The organism is Ectobacillus antri, from assembly GCF_003852715.1.
Classification (GTDB): domain Bacteria; phylum Bacillota; class Bacilli; order Bacillales; family Bacillaceae_G; genus Ectobacillus; species Ectobacillus antri.
The window spans coordinates 29015-47401 of record NZ_RIAV01000006.1 but is presented as its reverse complement, the minus strand read 5'-3'; the positions used below and the strand labels follow the sequence as shown (position 1 = coordinate 47401).

Sequence of the window (18387 nt, the reverse complement as noted above, 5' to 3'; positions counted from 1 at the left end):
AGAGGGAAAGCATATGAAAAAAATTGATTCGATTCAAAATTCGCGCGTGAAACAATGGAAAAAGCTGCAAACAAAGAAAGAGCGCGAAAAAACAGGCTTATTTTTAATAGAAGGGTTTCATCTTGTTGAAGAAGCTCTGAAATCACAAGACGCGGTCCGCACGCTTATTATAAGTGAAAATATTGATTTGCCGCAGAAATGGAACATCGGTGATATTGAGTTATATACGGTATCAGAAGCGATTATGAGGACGCTGAGTGAAACAGAAACACCGCAGGGCGTAATAGCTGTGTGCGAAAAAATAACCTACGATGTGCCTCTTACTAATGGCAAGTTTCTTCTTCTTGATGGTGTGCAAGATCCAGGAAATCTTGGCACGATTATTCGTACAGCAGATGCCGCAGGACTAGACGCAGTTATTTTAGGAGAAGGAACAGCCGATGTTTACAATAGCAAAACGCTTCGTTCTACACAAGGATCCATCTTTCATTTACCCATTATAAAAGGAAACTTGAAGGGGTGGATTACTGAATTAAAAAAGCAAAATGTGCCTGTATACGGTACAGCTTTAGAACATGCAGTGCCCTATCAGGAAGTAAAGCCACAGGGAACGTTTGCTTTGATTGTCGGAAATGAAGGTAGCGGTGTACGAGAAGAGCTGCTAGCACTATGCGATCATAATTTGTATATCCCCATTCATGGCCGAGCGGAATCTTTAAACGTTGCAGTAGCAACAGGTGTGTTAACGTACTATTTGCGGGGTTGATAATTGGTGAAAAACTTTCTATAATAGTTAGAAGCTGAATAACACAAAAACGTTGATAGAGAAGAGTAGCTTGTCGCTCACCACACAGGGAGAAAATGCCTTAGACTGCAAGCATTTTTATGGTAGAAGCAAGTGAATTCACCTCTGGAGTTGGCGCCGGGACTATGATTTACATATAAAGGCGTACCGGTTTAACCGTTATGACAATGAAGCGAACGACAATCTGTCGTTAATTAGGGTGGTACCGCGATCAAACCTCGTCCCTTTCTTGGGAAGAGGTTTTTTGTGTTTTATACTTATTATTTAGGAGGTTATGTTATGGAAGCACGTTTGAAAGAATTGCAAGCAGAAGCGCTTGCCAAAATTGCAGCTGCAGGCGAGTTAAAAGAATTAAACGATGTGCGCGTAGCGTATTTAGGGAAAAAGGGTCCGATTACGGAAGTTCTTCGCGGCATGGGTAAGCTTTCAGCAGAAGAGCGTCCTCGTATGGGTGCCTTGGTCAATGAAGTACGAGAAGCGATTCAATCTCGTTTAGAAGAAAAAGCTGCTGAAATTGAAAAAGCTGCAATCGAAGCGCAATTGGCTACAGAGACCATTGATGTAACTTTACCAGGACGCCCCGTCGCGACTGGCGCTCATCACCCACTGACGGCCGTTATTGAGGAAATTGAAGATTTATTTATTGGTATGGGGTATGAAGTGGCGGAAGGCCCTGAAGTAGAGAAGGATTACTATAACTTTGAGGCATTGAATTTGCCAAAAGGACACCCAGCACGCGATATGCAGGATTCCTTCTATATTACAGAAGAAGTATTGCTTCGTACACATACATCACCGGTACAAGCGAGAACAATGGAGAAAAATGAAGGAAAAGGTCCAATTAAAATTATTTGCCCAGGTAAAGTGTATCGTCGTGATGATGATGATGCGACGCACTCTCATCAATTCATGCAAATTGAAGGTCTTGTTATTGATAAAAACATTCGCATGAGTGATTTAAAAGGCACATTACAAGTATTTGCGAAAAAGATGTTCGGTTCTGATCGTGAAATTCGTTTGCGCCCAAGCTTCTTCCCGTTTACAGAGCCGTCTGTAGAAATGGATATTTCTTGTATGATGTGCGGTGGAAAAGGCTGCGGAACTTGTAAGGGAACAGGCTGGATTGAGATTTTAGGAGGCGGCATGGTACATCCAAATGTGTTGCGCATGGCAGGCTATGATCCTACAGAATATCAAGGTTTTGCCTTCGGTATGGGGCCTGAACGTATTGCGATGTTAAAGTATGGTATTGATGATATTCGTCATTTCTATACAAACGATATGCGATTCTTACAACAATTCAAACGAGCTTAAGGAGGGGAACAGCATGTTCGTATCTTATCGATGGTTAGCAGAGTACGTGGATTTAGACGGCATAACAGCGTCTGAACTTGCGGATAAAATCACAAAAAGTGGTATTGAAGTAGAAGGTGTAGAGATTTTAAACAAAGGCATTAGCAATGTGGTGGTTGGCTATGTAATGGAGAGAGAAAAGCATCCAGAAGCTGATAAACTCAGCAAGTGCTTAGTGGATGTAGGAGAAGAAGAGCCTGTTCAAATTATTTGCGGTGCGAAAAACGTAGCGCAAGGACAAAAAGTTGCAGTTGCGAAGGTTGGTGCGAAGCTACCAGGGGGCTTAAAAATCAAAAAAGCAAAGCTGCGCGGCGAAGTTTCTCATGGTATGATTTGCTCTCTGCAAGAACTAGGGGTAAATACAAAGCTTGTACCTAAGGAATATGCAGAAGGTATTTTTGTATTCCCAAGCGATGCTGAGGTGGGAACGGATGCGTTAGAAGCACTAAACTTGAATGATGAAATATTAGAACTTGGTTTAACGCCAAATCGTGCCGACTGCTTAAACATGCTAGGTGTCGCGTATGAGGTTGCAGCGATTTTAGGAAAAGAAGTTAAGCTTCCAAAGGTAGAGCTGCATGAAAGTAACGAAAAAACATCTGATTACATTCGCGTTCAAGTAGATGCCCCTGCTGAAAATCCGTTATATATCGCAAAGATGGTAAAAAACGTAAAAATTGGTCCATCTCCGCTTTGGATGCAAACGCGTCTGATGGCTGCTGGTGTTCGTCCAATTAACAATGTTGTGGATATTACTAACTATATTTTAATGGAGTATGGACAGCCTCTTCATGCATTTGATTATGATAAGCTTGGCTCTAAAGAAATTATCGTGCGTCTCGCGGCAGAAGGTGAAGTCATTGAAACACTGGACGGAACAGAGCGCAAACTGCAGGCTGATCATCTTGTCATCACAAACGGTCAAAAGGCTGTGGCAGTTGCCGGAGTAATGGGCGGTGCAAACACAGAAGTAGATGAGACAACGACAAATGTACTAATTGAATCTGCGTATTTTACAGGAGTTACGGTACGAAAAGCATCTAAAGATCTAGGTCTTCGCAGTGAATCCAGTGCTCGTTTTGAAAAAGGTATTGACCCTGCACGTACGTTTGAAGCAGCGCAACATGCAGCTGCATTAATGGTGAAATATGCAGGCGGCGAAGCGTTAGAAGGTGTTGTAGAAGTAGACCGCTTAGAGCGACCTGAAAACAATGTATCTGTTACGGTGGAAAAAATTAATAGTGTACTTGGTACATCTATTTCTCCGCAAGAAGTGGCCGCTATTTTCACGAACTTGAAATTCCCGTTCTCTGAGGTAGAAGGCGCATTCCATGTAAATGTCCCTTCTAGACGTCCGGATATCACAATCGCGGAAGATTTAGTGGAGGAAGTAGGACGTTTATACGGCTATGATCACATTCCTGCAACATTACCAATAGCAGAAACAACAGGTGGTAAGCTAACGGCAAATCAACTAAAACGTCGTAAAGTGCGCCGCTTTTTAGAAGGTGCAGGTTTATACGAAGCAATTACGTACGGCTTAACGAGCGCAGAAAAATCAAAGCAATATGCTATCAAAGCAATTGATAGTGAACCAATTCGTTTGGCTTTGCCGATGAGTGAAGAGCGCAGTCGTCTACGTTTAAGTTTAGTGCCTCACTTACTTGAAGCAGTAGCATATAACAATGCCAGAAAAGCAGAGAATGTGGCACTATATGAAATGGGTTCTGTATTCCTTCCAGGTACAGAAGAATTGCCAAAAGAAGAACAGCACGTAGCCGGTGTACTCACAGGATTACATGTACATCATGCATGGCAAGGCGAGAAAAAGGCTGTAGACTTTTATGTGGTAAAAGGCATTGTAGACGGTTTGTTTGAGGTATTGGGTGTTACTTGTACCTATAAAGCGGCGAAGCGTGATGGCATGCATCCAGGAAGAACAGCTGTAATTGAAGTAGATGGAGAAGAAATTGGCTATATTGGTCAAATTCATCCAACAGCACAAAAAGAGCTCGATCTCAAGGATACATATGTCTTTGAAGTATCTTTGACAGCTCTATTCAGCGCGGATGTGGATGAGGTGGCTTATGAAAGCATCCCTCGCTTCCCATTCATGACACGTGATATGGCTCTTGTAGTGGATAAATCCATCGCTGCAGGAGATTTATACCGTACTATTCAGGAAGCTGGCGGTCCTTTATTAAAAGATGTATTACTATTTGACTTATACGAAGGTGAGAAAATGGAAGCAGGTAAAAAATCATTGGCATTCTCACTCCGTTACTTTGATCCTGAGCGTACACTAACGGATGAAGAAGTAACAGAAGCACATGCAAATGTATTGCGTGTGTTAGAAGAAACATACAGCGCGCAATTGCGTAAATAATAACTTTCTTTGACCCTGTCACTATACTTGTGATAGGGTCTTTATATAGCTTCAAATAAACAGTTTGGAAATACTGCCTTAGTATGTTTAACTCCCTTAGAAACGGTGATAATGGAGGGTAAGTTCATAAAAAACCGCGTTCTCTTTCTATTTCCATCTGTCGCCAAATCATGTTATGATAGAAGTTAGGATTCCGTATGTTGATTGGAGGACAGTGAGTTGTCACAGCAAAACCAAAACCGTACTAAAATTAATGTGGAAATTTACGGCCAACAATATGCCATAGTTGGCGATGAAAGCACAAGCCATATACGAATGGTCGCTGCAATTGTCGATGACAAAATGCGCGAAATAAACGCCAAAAATCCTTCTCTTGACATAAACAGATTGGCAGTGCTCACTGCAGTAAATGTGGTGCACGATTACATAAAACTCAAAGAAGAAAATGAACGATTGAAAGAGCGCGCAAAAAGGAATGGATAATATATGATTGATTTACTTATCATAGCCTTGCTGTTACTTGGTTTCATCGTTGGATTAAAACGAGGTTTAATTTTGCAAGCAGTAAGGCTGATTGGCTTTATCGCCGCCTATTTTGTGGCCTATATGTATTGTGATGATGTAGCGCCTATGCTTCGAGAAGTTATTCCGTATCCCTTAACAACTGCTGCTCCTATATGGTTAGAAGAGGGAGGCGTAGAAGAAGTATTTTATCGTGGTATAGCTTTTGTAATTTTATTTTTCGTAACAAAAATCTCTTTGTCTCTAATTGGGCACTTACTAAATATGTTTGCACAAATTCCAGTTCTTAAGCAAGCGAATGCATTGGGAGGCGCCGTTTTAGGTGTAGTCGAGATTTATATTGTGTTATTTGTACTAATTTTAATTGGCACATTATTGCCCATTCAAGAAGTACAAGCCTCAATTCAGCAATCGGCTCTTTGCCAAATCATTGCAGATAATACACCTGTGCTCTCTGATAAAGTAAAAGAATTGTGGGCGTACGGAGATAGAGTGTAGCTTCTCTTTTTCATAAAGGGAAGTTTTTTCTATGATAAAAAGGGGTGAGCGCAATGTTTACAAATAAAAAAGAAGTTATCGGGCTTCTCGAAACAATAGCTTTATATATGGAATTAAAGGGTGAAAATCCATTTAAAATTGCAGCGTTCCGCAAAGCTGCTGCTGCACTGGAAAATGATGAGCGTAGTTTGTCAGCGATTGAAGATTTTACAAAGATAAGCGGTATTGGTAAAGGAACTGCCGCTGTAATCGTTGAGTTTATGGAAAGTGGTACTTCTGCGATTTTGAATGAACTAAAAGAGGAAGTACCAGCAGGACTGGTTCCTCTTTTAAAGCTTCCAGGACTTGGGGGTAAAAAGCTGGCTAAATTATATAAAGAATTAGGTGTAGTGGATATTGCTACCTTGAAAGAGGTGTGTGAGGCACAGAAGGTACAAGAGTTAGCGGGATTTGGAAAGAAAACAGAGGAAAAGATTTTGGAAGCAATTGCGCAGTTTGGCACAAGACCAGAACGTTTGCCGATTGCGTTTGTACTACCTATTGCCGAGGAAATAGAACGAAAGTTGTCAGAAATTCCCGAAATTCAGCGCTTCTCACGTGCTGGTAGTTTACGTCGCGTCCGTGAAACAGTAAAAGATTTAGATTTTATTATTGCTACAGAAGCACCAGGGGTAGTTCGGGATTGTTTATTGCAGTTGAATCATATTGTAGAGGTAATTGCAAGCGGTGATACTAAGGTGTCTGTTCGTTTGCAGTATGAATACGATATTTCGGTCGACTTTCGCTTAGTACAACCAAAAGAATTTATTACCACACTACATCATTTCACTGGTTCAAAAGATCATAATGTTCGTATGAGACAAATTGCAAAGACTAAAGACGAAAAAATCAGCGAGTATGGTGTGGAAAACTTACATACTGGTGAAGTACTAACTTTTGAGTCAGAAGAAGCCTTTTTTGCACACTTTGGCTTGCCGTTCATTCCGCCTGAGGTGCGTGAAGATGGAAAAGAAATTGAACGTATACAAGATTACAATGACCTAGTAGAACTTGAAGATATAAAAGGCGATTTGCATATGCACACAGCTTGGAGTGACGGTGCCTTTTCTATTGAAGAAATGGTACAAGCCTGTTTGGCGCGGGGGTATCGATACATGGCAATTACCGATCACTCACAATATTTAAAAGTGGCAAATGGTCTTACGAAAGAACGCTTGCGTGAGCAAGGTGAAGAAATTCGTCGTATTAATGAAAAATATCCGGATATCACCATTTTTCGTGGTGTTGAAATGGATATTTTACCAGATGGAACATTGGATTTTGATGACGAAGTATTGCAGGAGCTTGATTTTGTCATTGGTGCTATTCATTCATCCTTCTCGCAAGACCGTGAAACGATTATGAAAAGATTACGAGCTGCTGTTGAAAATGCACATGTTACTATGATTGCACATCCGACTGGTCGTCTAATTGGAAGACGTGAGGGGTATGATGTAGACACGGAGTTGCTTATACAACTAGCGAAAGAAACGGATACTGTATTGGAATTGAATGCAAATCCGCAGCGCTTGGACTTAAGTGCAGAGTTATTATGGAAAGCGCAAGAAGCCGGCGTTAAAATTGCCATTAACACAGATGCGCATACACTTGACATGCTAGAAGATTTAGAGATTGGTGTAGCTGCCGCTAAAAAAGGTTGGATCCGGAAAGACACTGTAATTAATACATGGGATACAGAGAAATTAATGACATTTCTTCGCCGGCACAAGTAGGGAGGAGTATACGAATGTTGCAACGAACGTTACGCGTTTTAGAATATGACAAAGTAAAAGAACAGCTGATGGAGCACGTTGCGTCATCGTTAGGAAGAGAGAAAGTAAGAGAATTATTGCCAAGCACCGATTATGAAGAAGTCGTATGGCTACAGAATGCGACAGACGAAGGAGCAACTGTGCTACGCTTAAAAGGGCATGCTCCGCTCGGTGGCGTTTCCGATATAAGGGCGCAGGTAAAGCGAGCTGTGATTGGCAGTATGTTGCATCCAAATGAACTGCTCGATATATCCACAACGTTGTACGGCAGCCGTCAAATGAAGCAATTTATTGAGGATTTAGTGGAAAATGGTGAGGATTTGCCGATTTTGTCCACTTATGCAGATCGATTAATTTCATTGCAAGCATTGGAGAAAAGTATTAACGCTTGTATTGGCGATGGTGGAGAAGTGCTTGATAGTGCAAGTGAAAAGCTGCGTGTGATTCGCGGCCAAATTCGTGGTGCGGAAGGACGTATTCGGGAAAAGCTAGAAAACATGGTGCGTTCTTCAAATGCTTCCAAAATGTTATCCGATGCCATCGTTACGATTCGTAATGACCGCTATGTTATTCCTGTTAAGCAGGAGTATCGCAATGTATATGGCGGCATTATTCATGATCAGTCGGCTTCTGGTCAAACCCTATTTATTGAGCCACAGGTAGTAGTAGATTTAAATAACACGCTGCAAGAAGCACGAGTTAAGGAAAAGCAAGAAATTGAACGCATTTTGCTTATGCTGACGGCGGAAGTTGCCAATGACAGTGAAATCATTTTAGAAAATGTAGAAGTACTTGCTGAATTGGACTTCTTGTTTGCAAAAGCCGCGTATGCCAAGCGACTAAAGGCATCTAAGCCCAAACTTAATAATAATCGCTACCTCAAGCTGTTTAAGGCGCGTCATCCTCTTATCCCAATGGACGTTGTTGTCGCGAACGATGTGGAGCTTGGCGGTGATTTTACGACAATCGTTATTACAGGACCAAATACGGGTGGTAAAACAGTCACTCTTAAAACAATTGGTTTAAGTGTATTAATGGCGCAATCTGGTTTACAAATACCGGCGCTCGATGGCTCGGAGATTTGTGTGTTTCAGCATGTGTTTGCTGATATTGGTGATGAGCAGTCCATTGAGCAGAGCTTAAGTACTTTCTCTTCTCATATGGTCAATATTGTTGATATTTTAGAACAAGCGGATTTTCAAAGCCTTGTGTTATTTGACGAACTGGGCGCTGGAACTGACCCGCAAGAGGGAGCGGCTTTAGCAATCTCTATCTTAGATGAAGTTCATAACCGCGGTGCGCGTGTCATCGCAACCACGCACTATCCAGAGTTGAAAGCGTACGGATATAACCGTGAAAAGGTTGTAAATGCGAGTGTAGAATTTGATGTAAATACATTGAGTCCGACATATAAATTATTGCTGGGTGTGCCTGGTCGAAGCAATGCCTTTGAAATTTCTAAACGCTTGGGACTTGCTGATCGTATTATTACTAGAGCGCGCGGATATATCGGAACAGATACAAACAAAGTAGAAAATATGATTGCGAAGCTAGAAGAAAGTAAGCGCAGCGCAGAAGAAGAATGGAAGGAAGCCGAAGAGCTGCGTAAGCAATCAGAAAAACTTCATAAACAACTGCAGCAGCAAATTATTGAATTTAATGAAGAACGTGACAAAATGCTATTGAAAGCACAACAAGAAGCGGAAGCGAAGGTTGAAGAGGCCAAAAAAGAAGCAGAGGAAGTTATTCGCGAACTTCGCCAGTTGCAAAAAGCGCAGCTTGCTAATTTGAAAGAACATGAGTTAATTGAGGCGAAAAGTCGTTTAGATGCTGCCGCGCCAACCCTTGTTAAGAAAGAAGTAAAACCAGCTAAGACACCTTCTAAGCGTGTTCTTCGGGAAGGTGATGAAGTGAAAGTACTAACATTTGGTCAAAAAGGTCAGCTGTTGGAGCGTGTCAACGATTCAGAGTGGAATGTACAAATTGGCATTTTAAAAATGAAAGTAAAAGAGAGTGATATGGAATATATGAGCAGTCCGAAGCAAGTAGAGAAAAAGCCGCTTGCGACTGTTAAAGGAAAGGATTATCATGTCAGCTTAGAGCTCGATCTTCGTGGTGAACGTTACGAAGACGCGATGCATCGTGTAGAAAAATACTTAGATGATGCAATGCTTGCGGGATATCCACGTGTTTCCATCATTCACGGGAAAGGAACAGGTGCATTGCGACAAGGAGTACAGGCTGCTTTAAAAACACATCGCGGTGTAAAAGGATTTCGTTACGGTGATATGGGCGAAGGTGGCCTCGGAGTGACCGTCGTTGAACTGAAATAATCAAAAGGGGAAATTGGGATGTTTATGGACAAATTAGCGAAGGTGCTTATGATTCTGTGCGGCATTTTCGTAGTATGGGGGATTGTATACTTGGCGCTATAGTGTCAAGTATGGGAAGGGACACCGGAATGAGGTGTCCTTTTTGTTATTTTAATACCTCTTCATTATATAATTTGTATTTACAAATTAAGATATATTTGCTAACATCAAATGTGTTACATATTTTATCTTTTTGTTCTTTATGGGGAACCTCAGAATACTACATAGCGATATAAACCATGTTCATTCGATTATTTTAAATGATTTAGTTCTTTTTTAAGAATATCTATTCTCTATATATGCGATATTCACTTTGGATGAATGGTTTAAGAGGGGAAATAACTTTTATGAGACTATCCGTTACGTTTAAGCCACAAAAAACTTTGCACTTACCTTTAAATTATCAATATGTGCTACAAGGCTTTTTATATCGTTCTCTAACATCGCCTCACTTTGCTGATTTTTTGCATGAAGTAGGATTTCAAAAAGGAAATCGAACGTTTAAGTTATTTACATTTAGTCGTTTATCAGGTATGCATCGTATCTTAATTAAACAAAAGAAAATAGAGTTTACGGATACTATTACATGGCACGTAAGCAGTGTATTAGAGACTCTAATTCAGCAATTGGCGGAATACCTTATGTTTTCAGAAACGATTCAATTGCACGGGCAAGTGTTGACGGTAGAAAAGCTTGAAATTCAGCGCACGAAACTTGAAAAGAACACATATAAAATTGAAATGCTTTCACCAGTTACTGTTTATAGCACATATGAAAAAGAGGATCGAAAAAAAACACATTACTTTCAGCCGCTAGACCCAGTGTTTCCTGTACTTATTGAATCCAATTTTGAAAATAAATATGAAGCTTATCACGGCAAACGTCCGGAGCATCCTTTTGTTATTAAACCTTTACAAATATTGGATAAATATAAAGTGGTTACAACCTTTAAAGGACATATCATTACAGGATGGCTTGGTAAATTCGAGATTGAATCATCGCCGGAGCAGCTTGCATTTGCATATGACACTGGCATTGGGGGGAGAAATTCACAAGGTTTTGGGATGTTTGAGATTGTAGAATAAGAAAAGTAGCTTGCTTTGGCAAGCTCTTTTCATTTTTAGGAAATAGTAGGCTAGGGTTATGAGGAAAGTAATGTAATGAGAATATAGACTGATACAGTTTGTGAAAATAATACCATTGAAAATATGAAAATATCATGTTAAATTGAGAATGTAACATTATCTTATTTTCTTATTTATTTCTGTTTTTTTATCTTACCTGTTCAGGATTTTTCTAATATGAGACAAGTTTAACATTATAGTCGTCTCTATAGAAAAGATAACTATAGTTCTCATTTAAAAAAGCACATGATGTGCTTTTTTTTTGTGTGTCTGTATAAATCATGTGAAAATAATTTTTGTTTATTGATGCAAGAAATTTTTTGATCAACAATTGAAATGTAGGCTGTGAGCTTGCTGGTTTGAAAACTGGATCAAACTTCCTGTTAGGCACCTTCATGAAAATATCTTTTTATTCGGAATGTTATGATAAATATCTGTTTCATATGATATACTATTACCGAGTAAACAGATATAGGAGGGAAGTATATATGGAAAAACCATGGCTTAGTAGCTATCCTAAGGAAATTCCTCATACAATCTCGTATGATTTAAAGCCATTGCATCAATATTTGCGTGATACGGCGTTAAAGTATCCTAAAAAGAAAGCGCTTCATTTCATGGGTAAGAGTTTAACATTTCAAGAGGTTTTGGAAAAGGCTGAACGATTCGCAGCATATTTACAAATGCTTGGTATACAAAAAGGTGATCGTGTTGCAATCATGCTTCCAAACTGTCCACAAGGTATAATTGGATATTACGGTGCGCTTTTGGCGGGTGCCATTGTGGTGCAAACCAATCCTTTGTATACAGAGCGCGAGCTTGAATATCAATTAAAGGATGCAGGAGCTAAGGCTATCTTATGTTTAGATCTGTTGTATCCAAAAGTTACAAATGTCAAGAGTCATACAGCGTTAGAACATCTCATCTTTACCAGCATTGCTGATTTTTTACCCTTCCCAAAAAATCTTCTCTATCCTTTCATCCAGAAAAAACAAACAAAAATCGTAGTGAATATTGTAGAAACAGATGATATTCATTTGTGGAAATCCGCGATGACGCCAGGAAAACTCCAGGAGGTGCCATGTAACCCTGCAGAAGACTTAGCCCTGTTACAATATACAGGGGGGACAACAGGATTTCCTAAGGGTGTTATGTTAACTCATCAAAACTTAGTATCAAATACAGTTATGGGGATTTATTGGCTATATAATTGTGTGCCCGGAGAGGAAGTTGTTCTTGGTGCTTTACCATTTTTCCATGTGTATGGTATGACGGCAGTGATGAATATTTCTATCATGCAGGCGTATCAAATGATTCTTATTCCTAAATTTGATGTAGAAGCTATGTTGAAGGCAATTAAAAAGCATAAGGTTACGTTATTCCCTGGTGCGCCTACAATGTACATTGCCTTGTTAAATCATCCTAAATTACAACAATATGATATATCTTCCGTACGTGCTTGTATTAGCGGTTCTGCGGCATTGCCTGTAGAGGTACAAGAGCAGTTTGAGAAGATCACGGGCGGAAAGCTGGTAGAAGGCTATGGTTTAACAGAGTCTTCGCCAGTGACACACAGCAACTTTCTATGGGCAAAACGAGTACCAGGTAGCATCGGTGTACCTTGGCCTAATACTGATGCCAAAGTAATTTCATTAGAAACCGGTGAGCCTCTTTCTGTGCATGAAATTGGAGAAATTGTTGTAAAAGGACCGCAAATCATGAAAGGATACTGGAATCGACCGGAGGCCACAGCCGAAACGCTACGCGATGGCTGGCTGCATACAGGTGATGTCGGTTATATGGATGAAGAAGGATTCTTCTATGTGGTAGACAGGAAAAAAGATATGATTGTAGCAAGTGGGTTTAATATTTATCCTCGCGAGGTTGAAGAAGTATTATACGAACATGAAAAAGTTCGTGAAGTTGTTGTTGTTGGCATTCCAGATCCGTATCGTGGTGAAACGGTAAAAGCTTACGTTGTATTAAAAGAAGGTGTAACGTGCACAATAGAGGAAATTGATCAATATGCCCGTAAATACCTAGCTGCCTACAAAGTGCCAAAAGTATATGAGTTTCGTACAGAGCTACCTAAAACGATGATTGGAAAAATTTTAAGAAGAGCTCTCATTGAAGAGGAAATTCAAAAAAATAAGGATGAGAAACTGGGCTGATAAAGCCCCTTTTTCTATTAATATATGATTGACAATATATAAAATTGTCAGTATCATTAAGTTATGAATGATGATTCATTCATGTTCTAAAAGGAGACAGTAAAAGTGAAAAAAAATAAACCAAAATATAATCAAATTATTGATGCAGCTGTTATTGTAGTTGCAGAAAATGGCTACCATCAGGCACAAGTTTCTAAGATTGCGAAGCAAGCTGGTGTAGCTGACGGTACCATTTACTTATACTTTAAAAATAAAGAAGATATTTTAATATCTCTTTTTCAAGAAAAAATGGGCGAGTTTATCGATACCATTCGACTCAAAACGGCAGGAATTGAAAGCGCTGTAGAGAAGTTATTAATGTTGGTAGAAACACACTTCACTTTGCTTTCGGAAAATCTTCATTTGGCTATTGTAACACAGCTTGAACTCCGTCAGTCTAATAAGGATTTGCGTCTAAAAATCAATGAAGTACTTAAAGGATATTTACAAGTCATTGATGAAATTTTGCGAATTGGAGTGGAAAAGCAAGAGTTTCGCGAGGATTTAAATATTCGTGTTGCAAGACAAATGGTGTTCGGTTCAATCGATGAAGTGGTGACCAACTGGGTGATGAGCGATCATAAATATAATCTTGTCGCTCTTTCTACAACGGTTCATGAGCTTTTAGTACGAGCTTTTGAAAACCGAAATTAAAGGAGGAACGTATATGGACTTTCTGTCAACGGTTGTTGAAAAGCACGTAGCGGTGGTGAAAATTAATCATCAGCCTGCAAATGCCATGTCTACACAAGTCTTTAAAGAACTTACGGAAGTATTTAATGCATTAGAAAAAAATGATGCTGTACGTGTGGTTCTTGTACATGGAGAAGGTAGGTTCTTTTCTGCTGGCGCGGACATTCGTGAATTCGTTTCAATTGGCGATGCAGAGCAAGCTGCTGCGCTAGCGAAGCAGGGACAGGATGTATTTGAACGCATTGAGCGCTTTTCAAAACCTGTTATCGCTGCGATTCACGGTGCTGCTCTTGGCGGCGGACTAGAATTTGCGATGTCTTGCCATATGCGAATTGTAGCGGAAGATGCAAAAATTGGGTTGCCAGAATTAAACTTAGGTTTAATTCCAGGATTCGCAGGTACGCAGCGTCTGCCGCGTTATGTGGGCAGAGCAAAGGCTCTAGAAATGATGCTTACAGGGGAACCCATTACGGGCGCTGAAGCTGTGAAATGGGGATTGGCAAACAGTGCGCACCCTGCAGAGCATGTGATGGACGAAGCCTTACAATTAGCTAGAAAAATAGCAACCAAAAGCCCAGCTTCTGTGAGTGCAACACTTGCTTTGTTGCAAACGACGAAAACATCTGAGTATTACGAAGGTGTAGTGCAAGAAGCGGGCATGTTCGGCGAAGTGTTTACCACAGAAGATGGTAAAGAGGGTGTGGCAGCCTTTTTGGAAAAACGTAAACCTGTATTCAGCGGCAAATAAGGGGTTCTTTTTTTAGTCAAAAAAGACTGAAAAATTAAAATTGATACAATGTTTAAATATTAAGGGGGATATATCATGAATATCTACGTACTGATGAAAAGAACGTTTGATACAGAAGAAAAGATTGTGATTAAAAACGGTGAGATCTATGAGGGAGAAGCAGAATTCATTATTAACCCGTACGACGAATATGCCATTGAAGAAGCGATTCAAGTACGAGACGCACAAGGCGGCGAGGTAACGGTTGTTACGGTAGGCGGCGAAGATGCGGAAAAAGAGCTACGCACAGCATTGGCAATGGGCTGTGATAAAGCCGTTTTAATCAATGTGGAAGATGACGTGGAAAACCGTGATCAATATACAACAGCAAAAGTATTAGCTGAGTTCTTAAAGGATAAAAATGCCGATTTAATCCTAGGAGGTAACGTTGCCATCGACGGTGCATCTGGACAGGTAGGACCTCGTGTAGCAGAAGCCCTAGGTATTCCGTATGTAACAACAATTACCAAACTTACAATTGAAGGAACGAAAGTAACAATTGAGCGAGATGTAGAGGGTGATACGGAAATAATTGAATCTTCTCTTCCTATTTTAGTGACTGCACAGCAGGGATTGAATGAGCCGCGTTATCCATCTTTACCAGGCATTATGAAGGCAAAGAAAAAGCCGCTTGCTGAAGTTGAGCTTGATGATTTAGATCTGGAAGAAGCCGATGTTGAAGCCAAAACAAAAACGATTGAAGTATATCTTCCACCGCAAAAGGATGCAGGTAAAGTATTGCAAGGAGATTTGCAAGATCAAGTAAAAGAGCTGGTTGCATTGTTGCACACAGAAGCGAAAGTCATTTAATTAACAGGAGGCGAAACACATGCGCAAAGTATTAGTAATGGGTGAAGTACGCGACGGTTCTTTAAGAAACGTGTCTTTTGAAGCAGTTGCAGCTGCCAAAACAATTGCAGAGGGCGGCGAAGTAGTAGGACTTTTAGTAGGAGAAGGAATTGCACCTTTGGCACAAAGTTTAATTACATATGGTGCAGACCGCGTTATTACGATTGAAGATGCAAAATTAAAAGCATATACATCAGACGGCTATGCACAAGCGGTATTGGCGGCAGTAGAAGCTGAACAACCTGGCGGGATCGTATTTGGTCACACGGCTTTAGGAAAAGATCTTTCGCCAAAATTAGCAGCAAAGCTTGATGCAGGTCTTGTTTCTGATGTAACCGCACTTGAAGTAGTTGGCGGTAATGTAGTGTTCACGCGTCCAATCTATTCAGGTAAAGCCTTTGAGAAAAAAATTATTACAGAGGGCATTGTGTTTGCGACAATTCGTCCAAATAATATCCAGCCATTGGCACAAGATCTGTCTCGTACAGGTGAGGTAACCTCTTTATCTGTGGATATTAAAGATTTGCGAACAATTATCAAAGAAGTGGTTCGTAAAGCTGCAGAAGGCGTTGACTTATCTGAGGCTAAGGTTGTTATTGCTGGTGGTCGCGGCGTGAAAAGTGCAGAAGGGTTCAAGCCACTTCAGGAATTGGCGAACGTATTGGGTGCTGCAGTAGGTGCTTCACGCGGTGCGTGTGATGCTGAATATTGCGATTACTCTCTACAAATTGGGCAAACGGGTAAAGTAGTTACACCAGATTTATACATTGCTTGCGGTATCTCCGGGGCAATTCAGCACTTAGCTGGTATGTCCAACTCCAAAGTGATTGTTGCAATCAACAAAGACCCGGAAGCAAACATCTTCAAGGTAGCAGATTATGGTATCGTAGGCGACTTATTTGAAGTTGTACCGCTACTAACAGAAGAATTTAAAAAGCTAAAAGTACATTCTTAATTTGTGCATTACCCCTAATCATATGAAAGCGAGAAGTCCCCTGCTTCTCGCTTTCGCTTCGTATAAGAGTGGTTTTATGAGGGACAATACATAATATTCGCCACAGCAAGAAGAGAATGTTATACTCTTCTATAGAATAACCTTAAAGGAGGAACAAACAATGGCAATTGTAAATGCAACTGATCAAACATTCACAGCAGAAACAGAAAACGGTGTAGTACTGGTAGACTTTTGGGCACCATGGTGCGGACCTTGTAAAATGATTGCTCCTGTTCTAGAAGAGCTTGCTGCTGAAATGGGCGAAAAAGTGAAGATTGTAAAAGTAGATGTGGATGAAAATCAAGAAACAGCTGGAAAATTTGAGGTAATGAGCATTCCTTCATTATTTGTAATGAAAGACGGCAAAGTTGTTGATAAAACGTTGGGCTTCAAACCAAAAGAAGCTTTAGTTGAATTGGTGTCTAAACATCTGTAATACAAGGCGGCCTATTGGCCGCTGTTTTTTTTGAAATTCGGTTCCTCATGACAGAAACCTTGATGACGCTTAGTTATTAAAAGGAACTATTACTTTGTATCGACATGCCGAGCGCATTGTTTGAATTAGAGCTATCGGTACGAGAGAAGGCATTGTGTTCTTAGCAACCCCTGCTTCAATTAAGGGAGCACTAATGATGAAACTATTTTCAAAAATGTCGTTGACAATGAGAATCCTTCTCTTTTATAATGTAAACAGTTGAAATGAAAATCATTATCACTTATGTAACAGGGGGACGTACAATATGTCAGTCAAGTGGAAGGTATTATCTGCAGCGGCAGTAGCATCATTATTATTTGCGGGCTGCGGAAAAGAAGAAGCAGCGCAAAAAGCAGAGCCAAAGCAGGCGGCAAAAACAGAGAAAAAAGCAGAAGAGAAAGCTACGCCTTCTTTAACAGAAGCAGAAATAATTCAAGCATATAAAGACGGTGCTGCAGAGCTAGAAAAAGCAAAAGCAGGTCAACCGGTTGATTTTGATAAAGTAATGACATTATATAAAGAAAAATTACAAATCTTAGTACAAAAGCGTGATGCGGAGTTTGATGAAAAAATTGATCAAACAATTACAGCTGCATTAGAAGCTGGTAAAAATAAGCAGATGGAAGGTATGGTTGTAAAGCAAATATTTGATAAGTTATTGCAAAAAGAGTTCTTCCAAACAATGCGTCATGAATTCAAAGAGATTGATGAAAACTGGGGTAACAAAGAGGAAGTAAACGAAGAGTATAACGAAGCTGTTAATTTCTATAAAGCAATTGAAGGAACAGTTGTAAAACGTGATACGGCAAACGGTACAAATATGAAAGAAACCATTGATGCAGGCTTTACAGAGATGAAGAATGCAATTGAAAAAGGTGATAAGTTAGCATTTGCGCTTGGTAAACAGCTTGTTGATAAAACGTTGATGAAAACATTCTATCTAGCTGCAGGAGATCTGCAAAACGGCTATGCAACGAAAGCTGCTCAAACAGCGAAACAAGATGAAAAAGAAGCAAAAGTGCAGCAAGCTGAGGGATGGGCATTTTATCAAGCAGTGTATCCATACGTAAAAAAACATGCGAGCGAAGAAGCTGATGTAATTGCAAAGCAGTTTGATTTGCAAACAGATGTAAAAACGATTGATGCAAATGCAGTAAATAAAGCATTTGTACGTGGGTTTGCAAAGATTGCTCTTGCCGAGTATAAAGAAAGCAAGGAAAACTTCGGTCAAGATAAAGGTGTAATTACAGGACTAGAAGGTGCATTGTTTATCAATGTAATTGAGAAAGATTTGAAAACATTGCTGGGAGAGTCCGAGGCAACAAGTCTTCGTGCTGCAGCACAAGCATATATTGATGCAATAAAAGCGAAAGATAAAACAAAAGCTGATCAAGCAATGGCTACATTGGAGCCTGTGTTAAATAAAGTAGTACAGACAGCGAAATAACAAAAAGAAGCAAACCTTGTTTTGGACAAGGTTTCTTCTTTTTGTTACGGTAATGGCGGAG

The 18387-nt window shown here is 40.1% G+C and carries 15 protein-coding genes and 1 other annotated feature; all 15 genes read left to right on the top strand.

Annotated elements, in window-relative coordinates; genetic code table 11:
• Nucleotides 1-13 precede the first annotated feature (13 nt).
• The 15 genes from EEJ45_RS07945 to EEJ45_RS07875 all read left to right on the top strand — a co-directional run bounded on the left by EEJ45_RS07945 (nt 14) and on the right by EEJ45_RS07875 (nt 18326).
• Nucleotides 14-766, top strand: coding sequence for a TrmH family RNA methyltransferase (locus EEJ45_RS07945; protein WP_124564279.1), 753 nt, complete (start codon nt 14-16; stop codon nt 764-766).
• A 43-nt stretch (nt 767-809) separates the two neighbouring features.
• Nucleotides 810-1034, top strand: a binding site (T-box leader).
• Nucleotides 1035-1084: 50 nt separating this feature from the next.
• Complete coding sequence (pheS, locus tag EEJ45_RS07940) at nt 1085-2119, top strand: phenylalanine--tRNA ligase subunit alpha (protein WP_124564278.1); 1035 nt, start codon at nt 1085-1087, stop codon at nt 2117-2119.
• 13 nt (nt 2120-2132) lie between these two features.
• Nucleotides 2133-4544: a phenylalanine--tRNA ligase subunit beta gene (pheT, locus tag EEJ45_RS07935; protein WP_124564277.1), complete on the top strand. Its 2412-nt coding sequence runs from the start codon at nt 2133-2135 to the stop codon at nt 4542-4544.
• Nucleotides 4545-4763: 219 nt separating this feature from the next.
• A complete protein-coding gene (gene zapA, locus EEJ45_RS07930; RefSeq protein ID WP_124564276.1) occupies nt 4764-5027 on the top strand; it encodes a cell division protein ZapA in 264 nt (87 codons plus the stop codon).
• Between the two features lie 3 nt (nt 5028-5030).
• Nucleotides 5031-5564, top strand: a complete 534-nt coding sequence (locus EEJ45_RS07925) for a CvpA family protein (protein WP_124564275.1) — start codon at nt 5031-5033, stop codon at nt 5562-5564.
• A 53-nt stretch (nt 5565-5617) separates the two neighbouring features.
• Entirely contained in the window at nt 5618-7336 is a 1719-nt protein-coding gene (gene polX / locus EEJ45_RS07920) for a DNA polymerase/3'-5' exonuclease PolX (RefSeq protein WP_124564274.1), read from the top strand.
• A gap of 14 nt (nt 7337-7350) precedes the next feature.
• Nucleotides 7351-9708 carry an endonuclease MutS2 gene (locus EEJ45_RS07915; RefSeq protein WP_124564273.1) on the top strand — a complete coding sequence of 786 codons (2358 nt, stop codon included), beginning with the start codon at nt 7351-7353 and terminating at the stop codon, nt 9706-9708.
• 386 nt (nt 9709-10094) lie between these two features.
• Nucleotides 10095-10832, top strand: coding sequence for a CRISPR-associated endoribonuclease Cas6 (gene cas6 / locus EEJ45_RS07910; protein ID WP_124564272.1), 738 nt, complete (start codon nt 10095-10097; stop codon nt 10830-10832).
• A 527-nt stretch (nt 10833-11359) separates the two neighbouring features.
• The gene (locus EEJ45_RS07905; RefSeq protein ID WP_124564271.1) at nt 11360-13042 is read left to right on the top strand and encodes an AMP-binding protein; all 1683 of its coding nucleotides are present in this window, start codon (nt 11360-11362) and stop codon (nt 13040-13042) included.
• A gap of 105 nt (nt 13043-13147) precedes the next feature.
• Nucleotides 13148-13735, top strand: coding sequence for a fatty acid metabolism transcriptional regulator FadR (locus tag EEJ45_RS07900; protein WP_124564270.1), 588 nt, complete (start codon nt 13148-13150; stop codon nt 13733-13735).
• Nucleotides 13736-13748: 13 nt separating this feature from the next.
• Nucleotides 13749-14522 carry an enoyl-CoA hydratase gene (locus EEJ45_RS07895; RefSeq protein WP_124564269.1) on the top strand — a complete coding sequence of 258 codons (774 nt, stop codon included), beginning with the start codon at nt 13749-13751 and terminating at the stop codon, nt 14520-14522.
• Between the two features lie 75 nt (nt 14523-14597).
• Nucleotides 14598-15371, top strand: coding sequence for an electron transfer flavoprotein subunit beta/FixA family protein (locus tag EEJ45_RS07890; RefSeq protein WP_124564268.1), 774 nt, complete (start codon nt 14598-14600; stop codon nt 15369-15371).
• A 19-nt stretch (nt 15372-15390) separates the two neighbouring features.
• Nucleotides 15391-16365 (top strand): electron transfer flavoprotein subunit alpha/FixB family protein, encoded by a 975-nt coding sequence (locus EEJ45_RS07885; protein ID WP_124564267.1) that lies wholly within the window; start codon nt 15391-15393, stop codon nt 16363-16365.
• 160 nt (nt 16366-16525) lie between these two features.
• Nucleotides 16526-16840 (top strand): thioredoxin, encoded by a 315-nt coding sequence (trxA, locus tag EEJ45_RS07880; protein ID WP_124564266.1) that lies wholly within the window; start codon nt 16526-16528, stop codon nt 16838-16840.
• A gap of 304 nt (nt 16841-17144) precedes the next feature.
• Complete coding sequence (locus EEJ45_RS07875) at nt 17145-18326, top strand: hypothetical protein (protein WP_124564265.1); 1182 nt, start codon at nt 17145-17147, stop codon at nt 18324-18326.
• Nucleotides 18327-18387 lie beyond the last annotated feature (61 nt).